General features: G+C 71.0%; 18 protein-coding genes and 1 pseudogene. 10 read left to right on the top strand and 9 right to left on the bottom strand.

All coding sequences use genetic code 11. The features are described from left to right. The first annotated feature begins 218 nt into the window (after nucleotides 1-218). Nucleotides 219-1,232 (top strand): TerC family protein, encoded by a 1,014-nt coding sequence (locus ACRAWB_RS14970; RefSeq protein ID WP_431354040.1) that lies wholly within the window; start codon nucleotides 219-221, stop codon nucleotides 1,230-1,232. Here ACRAWB_RS14970 and ACRAWB_RS14965 read toward each other — a convergent pair. After that, nucleotides 1,200-1,817: a TetR/AcrR family transcriptional regulator gene (locus ACRAWB_RS14965; RefSeq protein WP_431354039.1), complete on the bottom strand. Its 618-nt coding sequence runs from the start codon at nucleotides 1,815-1,817 to the stop codon at nucleotides 1,200-1,202. The genes ACRAWB_RS14970 and ACRAWB_RS14965 overlap by 33 nt on opposite strands. 62 nt (nucleotides 1,818-1,879) lie before the next feature. Here ACRAWB_RS14965 and ACRAWB_RS14960 point away from each other — a divergent pair, with 62 nt between their 5' ends. After that, the gene (locus tag ACRAWB_RS14960; protein ID WP_431354038.1) at nucleotides 1,880-2,755 is read left to right on the top strand and encodes an oxidoreductase; all 876 of its coding nucleotides are present in this window, start codon (nucleotides 1,880-1,882) and stop codon (nucleotides 2,753-2,755) included. On the opposite strand, the gene ACRAWB_RS14955 is transcribed toward ACRAWB_RS14960, so the two are convergent. Further along, entirely contained in the window at nucleotides 2,727-4,052 is a 1,326-nt protein-coding gene (locus ACRAWB_RS14955) for a low temperature requirement protein A (RefSeq protein ID WP_431354037.1), read from the bottom strand. The genes ACRAWB_RS14960 and ACRAWB_RS14955 overlap by 29 nt on opposite strands. Before the next feature lie 104 nt (nucleotides 4,053-4,156). Further along, entirely contained in the window at nucleotides 4,157-5,032 is an 876-nt protein-coding gene (locus ACRAWB_RS14950; protein WP_431354036.1) for a LysR family transcriptional regulator, read from the bottom strand. Nucleotides 5,033-5,111: 79 nt separating this feature from the next. Here ACRAWB_RS14950 and ACRAWB_RS14945 point away from each other — a divergent pair, with 79 nt between their 5' ends. Continuing rightward, the gene (locus ACRAWB_RS14945; RefSeq protein WP_431354035.1) at nucleotides 5,112-6,335 is read left to right on the top strand and encodes an MFS transporter; all 1,224 of its coding nucleotides are present in this window, start codon (nucleotides 5,112-5,114) and stop codon (nucleotides 6,333-6,335) included. Between the two features lie 13 nt (nucleotides 6,336-6,348). Here ACRAWB_RS14945 and ACRAWB_RS14940 read toward each other — a convergent pair whose 3' ends face one another. After that, entirely contained in the window at nucleotides 6,349-7,398 is a 1,050-nt protein-coding gene (locus tag ACRAWB_RS14940) for an aldo/keto reductase (RefSeq protein ID WP_431354034.1), read from the bottom strand. Nucleotides 7,399-7,484: 86 nt separating this feature from the next. Here ACRAWB_RS14940 and ACRAWB_RS14935 point away from each other — a divergent pair, with 86 nt between their 5' ends. Then, the gene (locus ACRAWB_RS14935) at nucleotides 7,485-8,039 is read left to right on the top strand and encodes a TetR/AcrR family transcriptional regulator (RefSeq protein ID WP_431354033.1); all 555 of its coding nucleotides are present in this window, start codon (nucleotides 7,485-7,487) and stop codon (nucleotides 8,037-8,039) included. A 9-nt stretch (nucleotides 8,040-8,048) separates the two neighbouring features. After that, nucleotides 8,049-8,753 (top strand): SDR family oxidoreductase, encoded by a 705-nt coding sequence (locus tag ACRAWB_RS14930; protein WP_431354032.1) that lies wholly within the window; start codon nucleotides 8,049-8,051, stop codon nucleotides 8,751-8,753. Nucleotides 8,754-8,772: 19 nt separating this feature from the next. Here ACRAWB_RS14930 and ACRAWB_RS14925 read toward each other — a convergent pair whose 3' ends face one another. Both ACRAWB_RS14925 and ACRAWB_RS14920 read right to left on the bottom strand, forming a co-directional pair. Next, entirely contained in the window at nucleotides 8,773-8,910 is a 138-nt protein-coding gene (locus tag ACRAWB_RS14925; RefSeq protein WP_431354031.1) for a hypothetical protein, read from the bottom strand. 140 nt (nucleotides 8,911-9,050) lie between these two features. Next, complete coding sequence (locus tag ACRAWB_RS14920) at nucleotides 9,051-9,200, bottom strand: hypothetical protein (RefSeq protein WP_431354030.1); 150 nt, start codon at nucleotides 9,198-9,200, stop codon at nucleotides 9,051-9,053. Between the two features lie 190 nt (nucleotides 9,201-9,390). Between ACRAWB_RS14920 and ACRAWB_RS14915 the strand changes: the two are divergent. The 3 genes and pseudogenes from ACRAWB_RS14915 (at nucleotide 9,391) to ACRAWB_RS14905 (ending at nucleotide 12,313) form a co-directional block, all read left to right on the top strand. After that, nucleotides 9,391-10,217, top strand: a pseudogene (locus tag ACRAWB_RS14915) (SDR family oxidoreductase). A gap of 21 nt (nucleotides 10,218-10,238) precedes the next feature. After that, nucleotides 10,239-11,936 (top strand): class I adenylate-forming enzyme family protein, encoded by a 1,698-nt coding sequence (locus tag ACRAWB_RS14910; protein WP_431354029.1) that lies wholly within the window; start codon nucleotides 10,239-10,241, stop codon nucleotides 11,934-11,936. A gap of 23 nt (nucleotides 11,937-11,959) precedes the next feature. Next, complete coding sequence (locus ACRAWB_RS14905; RefSeq protein ID WP_431354028.1) at nucleotides 11,960-12,313, top strand: UBP-type zinc finger domain-containing protein; 354 nt, start codon at nucleotides 11,960-11,962, stop codon at nucleotides 12,311-12,313. Between the two features lie 32 nt (nucleotides 12,314-12,345). Here the strand turns inward: ACRAWB_RS14905 and ACRAWB_RS14900 are convergent, their stop codons facing one another. Together ACRAWB_RS14900 and ACRAWB_RS14895 are read right to left on the bottom strand one after the other, a co-directional pair. Next, nucleotides 12,346-13,740, bottom strand: a complete 1,395-nt coding sequence (locus ACRAWB_RS14900) for an NtaA/DmoA family FMN-dependent monooxygenase (RefSeq protein ID WP_431354027.1) — start codon at nucleotides 13,738-13,740, stop codon at nucleotides 12,346-12,348. Between the two features lie 78 nt (nucleotides 13,741-13,818). After that, on the bottom strand, nucleotides 13,819-14,763 hold the full coding sequence (locus tag ACRAWB_RS14895; protein ID WP_431354026.1) for an NADP-dependent oxidoreductase: 945 nt from the start codon (nucleotides 14,761-14,763) through the stop codon (nucleotides 13,819-13,821). Between the two features lie 94 nt (nucleotides 14,764-14,857). On the opposite strand from ACRAWB_RS14895, the gene ACRAWB_RS14890 reads away from it, so the two are divergent. Beyond that, nucleotides 14,858-15,358 carry a MarR family winged helix-turn-helix transcriptional regulator gene (locus tag ACRAWB_RS14890; RefSeq protein ID WP_431354025.1) on the top strand — a complete coding sequence of 167 codons (501 nt, stop codon included), beginning with the start codon at nucleotides 14,858-14,860 and terminating at the stop codon, nucleotides 15,356-15,358. A 50-nt stretch (nucleotides 15,359-15,408) separates the two neighbouring features. Further along, on the top strand, nucleotides 15,409-16,653 hold the full coding sequence (locus tag ACRAWB_RS14885; RefSeq protein ID WP_431354024.1) for a DNA polymerase domain-containing protein: 1,245 nt from the start codon (nucleotides 15,409-15,411) through the stop codon (nucleotides 16,651-16,653). Between the two features lie 45 nt (nucleotides 16,654-16,698). Here the strand turns inward: ACRAWB_RS14885 and ACRAWB_RS14880 are convergent, their stop codons facing one another. Then, on the bottom strand, nucleotides 16,699-17,106 hold the full coding sequence (locus tag ACRAWB_RS14880) for a hypothetical protein (RefSeq protein WP_431354023.1): 408 nt from the start codon (nucleotides 17,104-17,106) through the stop codon (nucleotides 16,699-16,701). Nucleotides 17,107-17,178 lie beyond the last annotated feature (72 nt).

The following is a 17,178-nucleotide window of genomic DNA, read 5'->3' as shown; positions in this document are numbered from 1 at the left end:
CGGAGGCTGATCGCGCGATGACGCCGGCCCGGCGGATTCCCAGCCGGGCCTCCCGCCTCGCCGGTACAGTGGAGGCATCAAGGGGAGTACTCCCGCTTGCAGTGAGTCCGTCATTACGGATGCGCCATCGCATCCCGGGCCGCTGGTCCCGCAGCCGTCGATCGGCCGGGGCGGAGGAGACCTTGGCGAGTCGCTACGCCTATCCCCTTGGAGTCCCGGTGCAGGTCACCCCGCTCATCTGGATCATCACGATCGCCGTCACGATCGCGTTCTTCGTCTACGAGTTCTTCGCGCACGTCCGCAAGCCGCACGAGCCGACCATCGGCGAGTCGGCGCGCTGGTCCGCCTTCTACATCGGTCTGGCGCTGCTGTTCGGCGTCGGAGTCGGCTTCGTCTCGGGCTGGAACTACGGCGGCGAGTACTTCGCCGGCTACCTCACCGAGAAGGTGCTCTCGGTCGACAACCTGTTCGTCTTCCTGCTGCTGATGTCTGCGTTCGCCGTGCCGAAGGCGTACCAGCAGAAGGTGCTGATGATCGGCATCATCATCGCCCTCGTGCTGCGTGGAATCTTCATCGCGGTCGGCGCCACGCTGATCCAGAACTACGCCTGGATCTTCTACCTCTTCGGCGCGCTGCTCCTGTTCCTGGCGTGGCGGCAGGCGTTCGCGTCGCATGACGCCGACCCCTCCGACAACCGGGCGATGCGCTTCCTGCGCCGCCACCTCCCGGTGACCGACGAGTACCACCGCGACCGTCTCACCGTGAAGAAGGACGGGCGTCGCTTCGTCACCCCGATGCTGCTGACCATCATCGCGATCAGCCTCATCGACGTCGTCTTCGCGGTGGACTCCATCCCGGCGATCTACGGCCTCACCAGCGAGGCGTACATCGTGTTCACGGCGAACGCGTTTGCGCTGATGGGACTCCGCCAGCTGTTCTTCCTCATCGGCGGGCTCCTCGAGCGGCTGGTCTACCTGTCGCAGGGCCTCGCGGTCATCCTCGCCTTCATCGGCGTGAAGCTCGTCTTCCACGCGCTGCATGTCAACGAGCTGCCGTTCATCAACGGCGGCGAGCCCGTGAAGTGGATCCCCGAGATCCCGATTTGGTTCTCGCTGACGTTCATCGGGCTGGTCATCGCGGTCGCGGCCGTGTTGAGCCTGCGGAAGACGCGGAAGACGGATGAAGGCCGGGAGACCGGCTCACTGACCGACGCCCGCGCCACCGCCGACTGACCCGGCCCCGCCGTCCCGCCGCGCCAGCTGCTCGCGCACCCGCGGGAGCAGCATCGACACGGCCTCGTCGACCACCGCGTCCACGCGGTCGGGGGCGAGGCGCCCGGCGACCACGAGCGCGCCGATGCCCTCGAGCGTTCCGGCCAGGACGTACGGCATGGGGCCGACCGGTTCGCCCGGTGCTTCGCCCAGCAGCTCGGCTCCCAGCGCGTAGAAGCGGGCTGCGGCCTCCGCATCGGGTTCGCCGGGGAGCGGCTTGCGGGCGAACATGAGCGCGACCAGGGGCCCGTTCTCGATCGCGAACCGGACGTGGGCGCGTGCGTAGGAGGTCAGGCGGTCCTCGAGGTCATCGTTCTCGGCGGACCGGCGGAGGTCGGCGGTCAGCTCATCGAACCCCTCCGCGGCGAGCGCCGCGAGCAGGGCATCCCGGTCGGCGAAGTGCCTGCTGGGAGCGGCGTGGCTCACCCCGGTGCGTCGGGCGAGCTCGCGGAGCGTGACGGCGGCGGGTCCCTCCTCCGCCAGCAGGCGGCGCCCCTCGGCCAGCAGCGCCTCGCGCAGCGAGCCGTGATGGTAGGTCGAGTCCACCTGTCGATCCTAGCGGGATGTAGTCATTGACAACAATGTAGTCATTGTCTACTTTTGCAGCCATGGCCGATTACAGCGCATCCCCTCTCCCCGATCTGACGAACCTGAACGCGATCGTGACGGGCGCCTCCAGCGGCATCGGCCGCGCTACGGCCCGTGCCCTCGCGGCCGCCGGCGCCCATGTGTTGCTCGCCGTCCGGGACGAGGCGAAGGGCGCCGCGGTCGCCGCCGACATGCCGGGTTCGACGGAGGTCCGAGCGCTTGACTTAGGCGACCTGTCGTCCGTCCACAGGTTCGCCGCAGACTGGAGCGGCCCAATCCATCTGCTGATCAACAACGCCGGCGTCTACGCCCGGGAGCTCACGCGGACGGCGGACGGCTTCGAGCTCGACTTCGGCACCAACCACCTCGGGCACTTCGCGCTGACCACCCTGCTGCTCCCGCACGTGACCGGCCGCGTCGTCACGCTCGCCTCGCAGGCGGAGCGGATGGGGCGGCTCGACTTCGACGATCTGAACTGGGAGCAGCGGCCCTACGATCCGGCGCGCGCCTACAACGACTCCAAGCTCGCCAACCTGCTGTTCACCGCCGAACTGGACCGCCGCCTCCGCGACAGAGGATCGGCCGTGCGGGCCGTGGCGGCGCATCCCGGACTGGTGACGACGGCGATCTACGACGCTCCGGCCGGGAGCCGCCGCAACCTGTTCGACCGCCTGCTCCCCCGGCTGGGCCAGGATGCGGAGCACGGCGCCCTGCCGGTGCTGTACGCGGCGACCGAGGAGGTGCCGGGCGGCACATTCGTCGGGCCGCAGCACCTGCTGCACATGCGCGGCGGCGCGCAGCCCATCGCACGGTCGGCGCGGGCGTCGGATCCGGCTCTGGCCGCTCGCCTCTGGCAGACCTCGGAGGTCATGACGGGCGTGGCGCTGCGGAGCTGAGCGGCGACCCCGACGAGTCATTGCGCCATGCCCGCAGCGTGTGGCGGAAGCCGACCAGCTCGTGGCCGACCACCTCGACGACCGCTCCGAGTGCCACGAGCCCGATCACGACGCTGAGCGCGGTCATCGAGCCCGGCTGCTCCAGGTCGATCCCTTCACCTGGATGCCACAGCGCGCCCACCACGACGGCGGCAGCCAGAGGCGCGAGAGTCACGAGCAGCAGCGGGAGGTGCGTCAGATCGAACGAGCGCAGCAGCACGCTCCAGGTGAGGAAGATCAGCACGATCGTCAGCGCGAGCGGCACGGCCAAGGCCAGCGCGACGCCGAGCAGCGAGACTCCGCCCTTCTCGACGGCGATCGTGGTCAGGTGCAGGCCGGCTCCGATCGCCGCGATCGAGCCGAACAGCGCAACGTGGGCGTAGCGCCATGGGAAGGCGCGTTCGGGCCGCCGCTCCAGGATGATCCGCGACGGCACCAGGAAGTACGTCCACCACACCGCTGCCGCCATCACCAGGCCCGAGGAGGCGATGAGCACGGCCTCCACCGACCATCCTTCCTCCGTGGTGAGCGCGCCGACCGCGGCCGTGGTCCCGGCGATGACCTCCCCGATCGTGATCAGCGTGAGGAGAGCGAAGCGTTCGGCGAGGTGTCCGGCGTTCCACGGCGAGAAGCCGTAGAGGCGGGTGGCCACCACCGGGGCGACCATCTCGAAGAGGGCGAGCACGACCAGCGCCGTCACCACGACCGGGACCGGGAGCGGGATGATCGCGGTCAGCAGCCAGCCGACCTGCGCGATCGAGATGATCACGACGTACGAGAGCGCGTTCGGGCGGTGGTCCGGATCCTCCCGCGCCGCCCGCAGCCAGAGCAGGATCTGCGGCACGCGCATGATGATGTAGCCGATCACCATCAGCAGGTTGTTCGGGCTCTCGCCGTGCGCCGCGCGATCGAAGCTGACCGGCAGCCCGTACGTGAGCACGATGACGCCGATCATCTGCACGATCGTCGCCAGCCGGAACAGCACGTCGTCGTTGCCGTACGCGGACGCGAACCAGGTGAAGTTGAGCCACGCCCAGCTGACCGCCCAGATCGCGAAGACGTACGCGCCGAGCGCCGGCCAGATGTCGCCGTGGCTCAGCTGCTCGGCCAGTTGATCGGACGCCGCGGCGAAGGCGACAACGTAGGTCAGGTCGTACAGCAGCTCCAGCGGGGTCGTCGTGCGGCCCCGCTCGCGCGGGTTCCGGCCGCGCATCGGGCGGATGCGGTGCCGCAGCTCCGCCCGCAGGTCGTCCGTCACGTCCGCCACTGTCCCCACCGTCCTCGCCCTGCCCGCCGACCGCCCGCCGCGCCCGATCTCGCGCCGAGTCTCGCGCATCCGGGAGGTGTGCGGTAGGTCTCCGGTCATACCCCGGGGATGCGCTCCTCGAGCAGCGCGAGCATGGCCTCCGCCGCACGCCCGGGACGCTGCCGTGCGATCGCGCTCAACCGCCAGTCGACCGGCTCCCGGAGCGGCCGCACCACGGCACCGGCGGCGGGGATGATGGTCAGCTCGGGCAGCGCCGCGACCCCGAGGCCGGCGGCCACGAACCGCGGGATCTCGCCCAGGTCGGACAGTTCGGTCGGGACGCGGCGGGTCAGCCCCAGGGCAGCGAAGGCCCGGTCGAGCGTCACCCGATTGCCGAAGCCCGCGCGCGCATCCACCCACGGCTCCTCCGCCAGGTTTGCCAGCGACACCGCGCGCGTGCGGGCGAGAGGATGCGCCTCCGGCAGCACCGCACGGAACGGCGAGAAAGTGAGCGGACGCGTCAGCAGGTCGGGCACCGCGTCGGGCAGGCCATGGAACGCGATGTCGAGTCGCCCCTGACGCACGTCCTCGACAAGACCCGTGGATCCGCTGGGTGACGGCCCGAGACGCAGGTCGACCCCGGGGTGGCGGCGGTGGAACTCGCCCATGATCCCGGGCAGGTCGACGGTCGTCAGGTTGGTGAAGATGCCGACGCGGACCGTGCCGCGCAACGGCCCGTCGCGGTCGGCGAGCTCGCGCATCCGGTCGACGCCGCGCAGCGCTACACGCGCCTCGGCGAGCACGGCCTCCCCCACATCGGTCAGACGGACGCCGTGCGCGTCCCGCTCGAACAGTGGTGCGCCGAGCTCCCGCTCCAGGCTCTGGATGCCGGCCGAGACGGTCGACTGGGCGGCGAACACGCGCTCGGCGGCCCGCGTGAAACTCTGCTCGTCGGCGACGGCGACGAGGTATTCGAGTTGGCGCGTGTCCACGCACCCAATCGTATTCGTCGATGCTCATCATCGTCTATTTCCGTTGGACTCGATGGATACGGCGAAGCATCATCGAAGCATGACCGCCGCACTCGACACCCCCGCAGACCTCCGCCGACCGTTCCGCCTCCGTCACGGAGCCGGCTTCTGGGTCATCGCCGCGGCGTTCCTCGCGGTGATGGCGTTCTCCACCATCCCCACCCCGCTTTACGCGCTGTACCAGGCGCGCGACGGGTTCCCCACCTGGGTGGTCACCGTGATCTTCGCCGCGTACGCCGTCGGCGTCATCGCGAGCCTGTTCCTGATCGGCCACCTGAGCGACTGGGCGGGACGCCGCCGGATGGTGCTCATCGCCGTGCTGGTCGAGATCGTCGCCGCCGCGCTGTTCCTGGTGTGGAACGACGTGGCCGGGCTGATCGTCGCACGCACCCTGTCCGGGATCGGCGTCGGCGCCCTCACCGCGAGCGCCACAGCGCACCTCAGCGAGCTGCGGGCGGTGGCCAAGCCGGAGGAGGGTCCACGGCTCGCCGGGACGGTGTCCACCGTCGTGAACACGGGCGGCCTCGCGCTCGGCCCGCTGATCGGCGGGGCGTTCGCGCAGTTCCTCCCCGCACCGCTGCTGCTGCCGTACGCGGTCTTCCTCGTGCTGCTCGCGGTCGCCGCGGTCGCCGTCGTGGTCGTGCCGGAGACGGTGGAGCGGGCCGAGGAGCGCCCGGCCTACCGCCCTCAGCGCATCTCGCTGCCAGCCGAGGCGCGCGGCGCCTTCTCGGCCGCCGCGGTCGCCGCCTTCGCCGGGTTCGCGGTCTTCGGGCTGTTCACCTCCCTCGCGCCGAGCGTCCTCGCCGGGACGCTGCACCAGACCTCGCACCTGCTCGCCGGCGCCGTTCCTTTCGCGGTGTTCGCCGCCTCCGCCGTGTCGCAGATCGTGTTCGCCCGACTCTCCGGACGGGCGCAGCTGGTGCTCGCGCTGGTGTTGATGCTCCTGGGCCTCGGCGGCCTGGCCGCGGGCGTGCTGCTCGCGTCGCTCGCGGTGTTCGTCGTCAGCGGCGTGCTGGCCGGAGCGGGTGTCGGGCTGCAGTTCCGCTCGGCCATCGCGGCGGCCGCCTCGCTCGCGGCGCCGGAGCGGCGTGGCGAGGTGCTGGCCGCGATCTTCCTGATCGCCTACATCGGCCTGGCGCTGCCGGTGCTGCTCGTGGGCGTCGCCCTCATCCTGTGGCCGCTGGTCCCGGTGCTCGTGGTCTTCGTGACCGCCATCGCGGTGCTGTCGGTCCCCGCCGGGCTGCGGATGCTGCGCCGGGCGTGAGCCGGACCGTCGGCTAGGCCAGCGCCATCCCCGGCACGCGGGCGCGGATGGCCTCCATCGTCGCCTCATCCGCGACGCCCTGGAAGTCGTACCGCGGCGTGTAGGACGCGAGCAGCGACCGCACCTCGTCGTCGGTGAGCTCGACGTCGAGGGAGGCGACCGCCTCGTCGATCTGCGCGATCGAGTTCGCGCCCACCAGCGGCGCGGTGACCACCGGCTGCCGGTGCAGCCACGCGAGCGCGATGGTCGCCCGGCTCACCCCGTGGGCCGCCGCCACCTCACCGACCGCGTCGATGATCACCCGGTTCGAGCGCTCCTGGTCGGGCGTGTAGAGCAGGTCGGCGTAGTCGCCGTCGCTCTGCGAGCGCGCGGTCGAGCGGGCGTCGTCCCAGCCGCGCGCGAGGCGGCCGCGTGCCAGCGGGCTCCAGATGATCGTGCCGACGCCCTCGTCGAGGCAGAGCGGGATCATCTCGCGCTCCTCCTCGCGTGCGAGCAGGTTGTAGTGGTCCTGCATGGTGACGAAGCGCGCCCAGCCGTGCTGCTTCTGAAGGTGGAGCGCCTTGGCGAACTCCCACGCGAACATCGACGAAGCGCCGAGATAGCGGACCTTCCCCGCCTTGACCACGTCGTGCAGCGCCTCCAGCGTCTCCTCCAGCGGAGTCGAATGGTCGTTGCGGTGGATCTGGTAGAGGTCGATGTAGTCGGTGCCGAGCCGCTGCAGCGAGTGGTCGACCTCGGTCATGATCGCCTTGCGCGAGAGGCCCTTCCCGTTCGGCCCCGGCCGCATCGGGTGACGGAGCTTGGTGGCGATCACGACGTCGTCGCGGTCCGCGAAGTCGCGCAGCGCCCTGCCCAGGATCTCCTCGCTGGAGCCGTTCGAGTACATGTTGGCGGTGTCGAAGAAGTTGATGCCGGCCTCGAGCGCGTGCTTGATCAGGGGACGCGCGTCCTCCTCGCCCTTGGACCAGACGGGATGGCCACGGTCGGGTTCGCCGTAGGTCATCGCGCCGATTGCGATGGGTGAGACGTCGAGGCCGGTGGTGCCGAGCTTGCGGTATCGCATGGGATCTCCTTGAATAGAACTCAGCGGAGAACTCTCCGCTTCCAGAAGGAACGTAACGGAGAATTCTCCGTTTAGCAAGGAGCCGCATGCCCGAGCCGATCACGCGCGCCGATGCCCAGCGCAATCGCGCGCGCATCCTCGAGGTCGCCGCCCAGGCCTTCCGCGAGGACACGGACGCCTCTCTCAACCAGATCGCCAAGCGCGCCGGCGTCGGCGCGGGCACGCTGTACCGGCACTTCCCGACCCGCGAGGCGCTGTTGCTCGGGGTTTACAAGGAGGAGATCGATGCGCTCGAGCGCTCGGTCGGCCCGCTGCTCGCCGAACAGGAGCCGCTGGACGCGTTCCGCACCTGGTCACGCGACCTGGCGGCGCTAGTGCGGATCAAGCACGGCCTCGGCGACGCCCTCGCCACTCCCGCCGCGCAGGCGGTGATCGATGCGACCTACGCGCCGGTGACCGCGGCGATCGGCGCACTGCTCGACGCGGCGGTCGCGCACGGCGACATCGGCCCGGGCGCCGATGCCGGCGATGTGCTCCTCCTGCTCAGCGCGCTCTGGCGGGTCCCGGAGGGTGAGGCCGGGCTCGTGCAGGCGGACCGCATCCTGGAGATGGTGGTCGGCTCGCTGCCGGCGCCCGCGTAGGGTCGGAGCATGCCGAGCACCGACACCGACCGCCCCATCGCCCTCGTCACCGGAGCCTCGCGCGGCATCGGCCGCGCCATCGCCGTCGAGCTCGGGCGGACGCACCACATCCTGGTGGGCGGGCGGGATGCGGACGCGGTGGCGGCGGTCGTGGCCGAACTACCATCGGCCGAGCCGTACGTGGCCGATCTGGTCGCCGACCTCAGCGGTGACTCGTTGCCGGCGCTTCCCGACCGGCTGGATGTCCTCGTCCACTCCGCGGGCGTCGAGGACGGCGGCACTGTCGAGGCGACGGATGCGGAGACCTGGAAGCACGTGTTCGAGGTCAACGTGTTCGCCGTCGCCGCGCTGACGCGCCGTGCCCTTCCCGCGCTCCGGGCGGCGCAGGGACTCGTCGTGTCGATCAACAGCGGCTCGGGCCTCGCGAGCGGTCCGGGCGGCGGGGTCTACGCCGGTTCGAAGTTCGCTCTGCGGGCCCTCACCGATGCACTGCGGGAGGAGGAGCGGCCGCACGGCGTGCGCGTGACGAGCATCCATCCCGGACGCGTCGACACCGACATGCAGCGCGCGCTCGTCGCCCGCGAGGGCCACGAATACGACGCGACGTACACGATCACGCCCGAGATGGTGGCCGCGACCGTGCGCGTCGCCGTCGACCTCCCGGCCACCGGGACGGTGGAATCGCTCAGCATCCGGCCGTTCCACCGCCGCTGAGGCGGACGGACGGGCGCGGTCAGGCGCCCTTCGCGTCCTTGTGCTCGTCGGGTCCGCCGCCCGAGGTCGTGTCCTCGCCGGGCTCGGACCGGCTGCCGTCGGAGTTGGAGCCGTCGGGCAGCTCGTCGGCGTCGGGGCGCTGGTTCTCGTCGCTCATCGCGTTCCTTCCGTTGAGCCCACCTTCGTGAATTGCTCGTTGTTGCGGTTCGATACGGCGTGTCGACCGCAACGACGAGCAACTGACGCGTGGGCGGAGTGTGCTGACCGCGCGAACGTACGCCGGTCGCGCGACGCCCGCTAGGAGAGCAGCGCGATGATCCCGGCGACGACGGTCGGAATACCGACGAGCACGGCGATGCCGACGGCGACGCGGCGCCCCCAGAGGTCGAGCGGATTGGTGCGTGCGGTGTGCTCGCCCGAGAGGGCGATGCGACGGAAGGCGGTCATGGTCGGCTCCTGCGGTTCTGCGCGCCCGCGGCTGTGCGGACGTACGACGAGCATCCGCCCGCCCGCACCCGCGCTGTAGGGCTTGACGGGACGAGCGGAACCGTACCGGAGGCACCCTCCGACAGGTCTAGACTCTCGTCGGAGACGTACGGAGGCCGCCACGAACAACCCGATCCCGGACACCGAGACCGTGCCCCGTCGCGCACTCGTGACGGGCGGGTCGCGCGGGATCGGACGCCGGATCGCCGAGACGCTGGCCGCCGACGGGGTGGATGTGGTGCTCACCTTCCGCCGCGAGGCCGACGCCGCGCAGGAGGTCGTCGACGGCATCCGCGCCGCAGGCGGGTCCGCCGGCGCCCACCGGCTGGAGCTGGAGAGCGAGGAGGACATCGACCGCCTCTTCGAGGAGGCCTTCCCCGCGGGCTCCGCCCTCGACGTGCTGGTGGCGAGCGCGGCCTCCTCCGCCTTCAAACCCGCCACCGAGCTGACCTCGCGGCATCTGGAGCGGTCGTGGGCGACCAACGTCCGGTCGTTCGTCCTGCTGGCCCAGCGGGCTGCCGAGCGGATGCGCGAGCACCGCGGCGGCCGCATCGTCGCCGTCACGAGCTACGGCAGCCACCGCGCGTTCCCCTCTACGGAGCGATCGGCTCGGACAAGGCCGCCGTCGAGTCGTGGGTGCGCCACCTCGCCGCCGAGTGGGGCGGCGACGGCATCACGGTGAACGCGGTCAACGGCGGCCTCATCGACACCGACTCGCTCCACTACTTCTACGGTCACGCCGGCGTGCCCGACCTCGACGTCATGACCTCGCGCATCCCGCTCGGGAGGCTCGGCACGGCCGACGATGTGGCCGCCGCCGTGCGCTTCCTCGCGTCCCCCTCCGCCGGGTACATCACCGGCCACACCCTCGTCGTCGACGGCGGGCTCACCGTCGTCGCGCCCCCGTTCTGGTCGGAGCTCCGCCAGGACGCCTCACCCATCGAACCGAGACGGAGTCGACGCCCACCGGACGCCTGAATCCCCTGCCCGAGGAGAACCATGACCCTCACCGACCCGACCGCGCACGCCATCGAGCCGAACACCGAGTACGACCCCAGCACCCTGCGCGCGGTGTTCGAGCAGCACTTCACCTACGCCTCCGCCGTCGAGCGGAACACGCACCGGTACGCTGCGCGCACCGCACTGACCGACCCGCCCTCCGGCCGCAGCTGGACGTACGCGCAGCTCGGCGAGGTGACCGGCGCCCTGGCGGCCGGGCTGGCCGAGCGCGGCGTCGGCGTGGGCGACATCGTCGCGTACCAGCTGATGAACACTCCCGAGTTCGCGTTCCTGTACGTCGCGGCACAAGGCCTCCGCGCCGTCAGCTCACCGATGAACTTCCGCCTCGCCCCGGGCGAGACAGCGCACATCCTGGACGACTCGCGTCCCGCCGTCTTCGTGTACGACGCCGCCGCGCGCGACTCGGTGGCGACCGCGCTCGAGCTCGCCTCGCACCGTCCGTCCGTGCTCGCCGCCGTCGGTGACGGACCGCTGCTGGATGGCGCCATCCGCTTCGAAGACCTGCTGGTCGAGGGCGCGCCGTCCTTCCGGGCGCCCGAGGGTGCCAGCGTCTGGGACGAGACCTCGCGTCTCTACACCAGCGGCACGACCGGCATGCCGAAGGCCGTGCCGCTGACCAGCCTCAACGAGGTGCTGACCGCGCACGACGTGATCATGCACTTCCCGCTCGCTCCGACCGACCGGACGATGAACATGTCGCCCTGGTTCCACCGCGGCGGCAACTACTGCGCCGGGCCCAACACCGCCTTCTATGTCGGTGCCGAGGTCGTCACGCTGCCACGGTTCGATCCGGAGATCGTGCTCGACAGCATCCAGGAGTACGGGCTCACCTACGTGATCGGCGCACCGACCAACCTGGAACGGCTCGCTGACGCGCAGGAGGCGTCACCCCGCGACCTGAGCTCGCTGCACGGAATCGTCACGATGGGTGCGCCGCTCGATCGGGCCGCTGCCCTGCGGTACCAGCGCGTCCTCACGCCGCGCATCGCGAACGGCTACGGGACCACCGAGGCGTTCTGGAACACCTACCTGCGCCCCGAGGACCTGCCGGATGCCGCCGGCGCCGCCGGTCGCGCCTGCCTCGACGACGACGTGGCGGTCGTGAAGGTGTACGGCGACGACCGCACAGCCGCCCCGGACGACCACGCCGCGAAGGACGGTCACGAGATCGGCGAGGTCATCATGCGCAGCGTCAAGAGCGGCTACGCCTACATGCACAACCCGGAGGAGCAAGGCCGCAAGTTCCGCGGCGGCTGGATGTACCCGGGCGACCTGGCCAGCTGGGACGAGAACGAGATCGTCACGATCATCGGCCGCAAGGACGACATGATCATCTCCGGCGGCGAGAACGTGCATCCCGTGCAGGTCGAGGAGACGCTGGCCGAGCATCCCGATGTCGCCGACAGCATCGTGGTCGGGCTGCCGGACGAGGAGTGGGGCGAGGTCGTCGTGGCGTACGTGCAGCCGCGCCCCGGCAAGCTCCAGGATCCGCAGGCGGCGGCCCGGGAGCTGGACGCGCACTGCCGCGCCAGCGTCTCGCTCGCCGACTACAAGCGCCCGCGGCGATACACGTTCGTCACAGAGCTCCCCTACACTGCCACCGGCAAGAAGCAGCACTTCGTGCTGCGCGAGCAGTCCAGCGGCGACGCCGCCGAGGGGCGGTTCGTGACGCCGTGACAGACCATGGAGGGGACCGAGGGATGACCGATACGGGGATCGACACGGCGGTGCCGCCGAGCGGACCCGGCTGCGTCGAATGCACGCAGACCGGCGACTGGTGGGTGCACCTCCGACGCTGCGCGGAGTGCGGGCACGTCGGCTGCTGCGACGACTCGCTGAACACCCACGCGAGCAAGCACGCGGCGAGCACCGGGCATCCGATCATCCAAAGCTACGAGCCCGGGGAGGACTGGTTCTGGGACTACCGACGCCAGACCTTCCTGAGCGGGCCCGAGCTCGCGCCGCCGGTCAGCCACCCGGAGGACCAGACCGTGCCCGGCCCTGCCGACCGCGTCCCCCGGGACTGGCAGCGGCTGCTCGAAGCGCGCCGCTAGCCGTCGAGCACAGGAAAAACGTCGCGGTCCGCTCAGAACGGCGACGTTTTTCCTGTGCTCGGGGGCTTGGGGCGGTAGCGCGCGGCGGGGTGCCGGTCGGGCAGACGACGGTTGCCCGCGCCGAAGAAGCGCTCGCGCAGCGTGACGGGCGCGTCGCCCTCGGCCGGCATCCGGCCGCGGCGCCGCAGCTCCGGAATCACCAGCTCGGCGAAGTCGCGCGCCGTGTCGAACGAGTGGTACTGGCGCAGGTTGATGCCGTCCAGGCCGTCCTCATCCAGCCAGCGCTCGATCTCGTCGGCGACCGTCTTCGCATCCCCGACGACGAGGAAGCGCTCGTCGCGCCCGTACTTCACGAAGTCGAGCGCTTGCCCGACCGTGCGGTCGAGCGGCAGGAACGGGACGCGCTCCGCCGGGAACTCCGCGCGCTCCAGCGCCTCACGCACGGTGATCTCGCGCGGGAACGCCGTCAGGTCGATCGGCAGGCTGGTGTGCGCGAGCATCCCGTCGAGGCTGACGTTCTCGCGGTAGAGGCGCCACTTGTCCTCCGCCTCCTCCTGCGTCCGGCCGACGATGACGCCGGCCATCGCGATGAAGCGCACGTCGTCGCGGTCGCGGCCCTGCTGCTCGGCCGCGTCCCGCATCCCCTCGGTGTTTCGGCGGAACTCGTCGCTCGTGCGTCCGCCGGTGAAGACGACCTCGGCGTGGCGACCGGCGAAGGCGATCCCCGCCGGCGACCCGGTCGCCTGGAAGAGCAGCGGCGTGCGCTGCGGCGAGGGATGCACCAGGTGCGGACCCGCGACCCGGTGCCGCTCGCCGACGTGGTCGATATAACGGACCTTCGACGGGTCGGTGAAGACGCCGGCCGCGCGGTCGGCGACCACCGCGTCGTCGTCCCAGGACCCCTCCCACAGCTTGTACAGCACCTCCAGGTACTCCTCGGCGTAGCGGTAGCGGAGGTCGTGCGGGATCTCGGCGTCGAGGCCGAAGTTGCGCGCCGCGTTCGGCAGGTACGACGTGACGATGTTCCAGCCGATGCGGCCCTTCGTCAGGTGGTCGAGCGTCGACATCCGCCGTGCGAATGCGAACGGCGGCTCGTAAGTGGTCGAGAAGGCGACGCCGAAGCCGAGGCGGTCGGTCACCGCGGCCATCGCCGGGACCAGCAGCAGCGGGTCGAGGTTCGGGATCTGCAGCCCCTCCCGCAGGGCGGTCTCCGGCCCATCGCGGAACACGTCGTACGCGCCGACGACGTCGGCCAGGAAGAGGCCGTCGAACCCGCCGTGCTCGAGCAGCTGCGCCAACTCCAGCCAGTAGTCGAGGTCGGCGAACCGCTCGCGGTTGTTGCCCGGCAGCGGCCAGAGCCCGTGCGTGATGTGACTGGGCGTCGCCATCTCGAACAGGTTGACGAACAGCTGCTTCGGCTCGGTCACGCAGGGCTCTCTTTCGCGAGGGGAGGGTTCAGGCCGAGTGTACGCAGCCGCGGCCCGCCCTCCCCATCGGGCGTCGCCTCAGTTCGCGTCCGGCACGACGACGACCTTGCCGCGGAGCTCCCCGGACGCCGCCTCGGCGTGCAGCGCGGCGACCTCGGTGAGCGGGATGCGGCGGTCGACCTGCACCCGCAGCTCACCGCGGTCCACGCGAGCGACCAGCTCGGTGAGTTGCGCCACGTCGCTGCGGACGAAGACGTCGACAGCGCGCACGCCGCGGTCCTCGTCGCCGGGTGCGGGCATCCACGCGGTGCTGCTGACCACGACCCCGCCGTCGCGCACGCGGCCCACCAGGGCGCGGAACTCGTCGGGCGAGATCGGGGCCAGGTTGAGCAGCACATCCACCGGCTCGGCGACCGCGTCGAGGACGTCGGTGCTGGTGTGGTCGATGACCTCGTCGGCGCCGGCCGCGATCACCGCGTCGCGGCTGCGCGGGCTCGCGGTCGCGATGACGGAGGCGCCGGCCTGCTTCGCGAGCTGTACGGCGTAGCCGCCGACCGCACCACCTGCGCCGCTGACCAGCAGGCGCTGGCCCGCCTCGAGCCCGGCATCGTCGAACAGCGCCTGCCAGGCCGTCAGGCCGACCGACGGGAGGGCCGCCGCGTCGGCGAGCGGGATGCTGGCCGGCGCCACGGCGAGGGCGTCGGCCGGGGCGAGGACGAACTCGGCGTCCGCTCCGTCAGCCACCATCGGGAGGAAGCCGATCACCGCGTCGCCCACCGTGAGTCCGTCGACGTCGGCGCCGATCGCGTCGACGGTCCCCGACACGTCGTAGCCGGGGGTGTGCGGGAGTGTCACGGGGATCGCGTCGCGCAGGTTGCCGCTCCGGATGCCGTTGTCGGCCGGGTTGAACGCCGCCCCGGAGACGCGGATGCGGACCTCGCCCGCGCCGGGCTCCGGAATCTCGACGTCTTCGTAGCGCAGCTCGTCGGGGCCGCCGTACTGGTGGAAGCGCACTGCCTTCATGGTCTTCTTCTTTCGTCGTCAGCTTTGCTTCGAATTCGAAGCACATTCGGGACTGTAACACTGCTTCGAATTCGAAGCAACATATACTTCTCGTATGTCCGATGCGTCCCCCGCCCTCGACCCGCGTCAGCTCGGCGCGTACTTCGCGCTCATCGAGACCGCGAGCCTCCTGCGCCACGCGGTCGAGCAGCAGCTCCGCGAGGCGGGCGACCTCAGCTACGTGCAGTTCCAGCTCCTCGCCCGCCTCGGCGACGCGCCGGACGGCAGCTGCGGGATGACGGAGCTCGCCGACGGCGTGGTCTACAGCCGGAGCGGCCTCACCTACCAGGCGAGCCTGCTCGAGAAGGCCGGGCTCGTCACGCGCGGCCCCTCGGCCGAGGACGAGCGCGCCACCACGGTCACCATCACCGACGCGGGCCGGGCGCGGCTGGCCGCGGTGTTCCCCGGCCACATCGACATCCTCAACCGGATGCTGTTCGACTCGCTCTCAGCCGACGGCACGGTCGAGCTGCAGCAGCTGCTCGATCCCGTGGTCCGTCACATGCGCTCGCTGCCGCCGCGTTCGGCGTCGGCACGGCGCGGCCGTCGCAGCTGAGGCGCCAGGAGGCCTGGTCGCCTCCTCGCTCGCCCGTTACCGTGAGCACCATGAGCCCTTCGTCGAAGTCGGAGACCTTCCTGGATGTGGACGGCGAGGAGGTGCGCATCTCCAGCCCCGAGAAGGTCGTCTTCCCGGAGCCCGGGCTGACGAAGCTCGACCTCGCGCGCTACTACGTCGCCGTCGCCGAGGGCGCGCTACGAGGCGCCGGTGGACGGCCCATGGTGCTGAAGCGCTTCGTGAAGGGGCTGTCGCAGGAGCCGTTCTTCCAGAAGCGCGTGCCGGAGGGGCACCCGCCGTACATCGACACGGCGACCCTGCACTACGCGCGCGGCACCTCCGCCGAGGAGGCGGTGGTGCGCAACGCGGCCGGCCTGGCGTGGGTGTCCAACCTCGGGTGCCTCGACCTCAACCCGCATCCCGTCCGCGCGGAGGACCTGGACCATCCCGACGAGCTGCGGGTGGATCTGGACCCCATGCCGGGCGTCGACTGGTCGCAGATCGTGGATGTGGCGTTCATCGCGCAGGACGTCCTCACCGATCACGGCCTCGTCGGGTGGCCGAAGACGAGCGGATCCCGCGGGCTGCACATCCTGGTCCGCATCGCACCCCAGTGGACGTTCGCCGACGTGCGTCTCGCAGCCGAGACGCTGGCCCGCGAGGTGGAGAACCGCGCGCCCGGTCTGGCCACCGCGCGCTGGTGGAAGGAGGAGCGTGGCGAGAGCGTCTTCGTCGACTTCAACCAGAACGCGAAGGATCGGACGGTCGCGTCGGCGTACTCCATTCGCCCGCTGCCCGACGCACGCGTGTCCACACCGCTCGACTGGGACGAGGTCCGCTCGCGGCGCCCGGAGGAGTTCACGGTGCGGACGGTGCTGGAGCGTTTCGCCGAGCGCGGCGACGCGCATGTCGGCATCGATGAGGCCGTCGGCTCCCTGGACGGGCTGCTCGCCCTCGCGCGCGAACTGGGCCCGGCGGAGAAGCCGCCACGCGCCGGCGACGGCGAGGGCCGCCGGGTGTCTCAGATGCCGCTGATCGAGGTCGCCCGCACCAAGACGAAGCCGGAGGCGCAGGAGGCGCTGGAACGCTGGAAGGCACAGCATCCGGACGCCGCCGGCAAGCTCCATCCCGCGGATGAACTGGTCGACGGCATGCGCGGCTCGAGCTCGCTCTGGTACCGAGTACGGATCAACCTGCAGCACGTGCCGGAGGCGGAGCGCCCGGAGCAGGGCGCGCTGCTCGCGGACTACGACCCGTGGGCGGGCCGTGGCCCGACGGGCGCCGGGCAGCGCTGACAGACCCCGCCTCCTTGTCGGCGGCGGGGTCCGCCGTGCTCCGCGTTACTTGCGGTCGAGCTTGTAGACGACCTTGCTGCCGGTGCCCTCGAGGGTGACGGTCCACTTGTCGTTGCTGTACTTGTCGCCACCCTGATCGGTGAGGCCGCCGGCCTTCAGCAGCTTGGCCGCCTCGGCCTTCGCGTCGGCGAGGGTCGTCTTGTAGGTGAGGGTGTAGTCACCGGTCACCTCGCTGCCCTGTCCGTCCGACTCGGTCACGCCGTCCTCGATGAACGGAAGCGACTTGGCGGAGGTCTCGAGGATGTCCGTCGCGGTGCCGACGGAGGAGGCCGTGCTTGTGGACGTCGGCGCGGCCGTCGACGCGGCGGTCTCCGTGGCGCAGCCGGCGAGCGCGGCGACGGTCAGCCCCGCGACCAGGGCGGCCGGGATGAGGAGGGTCTTCTTCAGAGTCATTGCTGTGTTCCTGTCTATCGATGGAGGAGCGGACGCGGTGCGCGCGAAAGGCTCCACTTCTCTAGACGCGAG

It is taken from the genome of Leifsonia poae (assembly GCF_050632865.1).
Taxonomy (GTDB): Bacteria; Actinomycetota; Actinomycetes; order Actinomycetales; family Microbacteriaceae; genus Leifsonia; species Leifsonia poae_B.
This window is presented reverse-complemented; position numbering and strand designations above follow the sequence as displayed.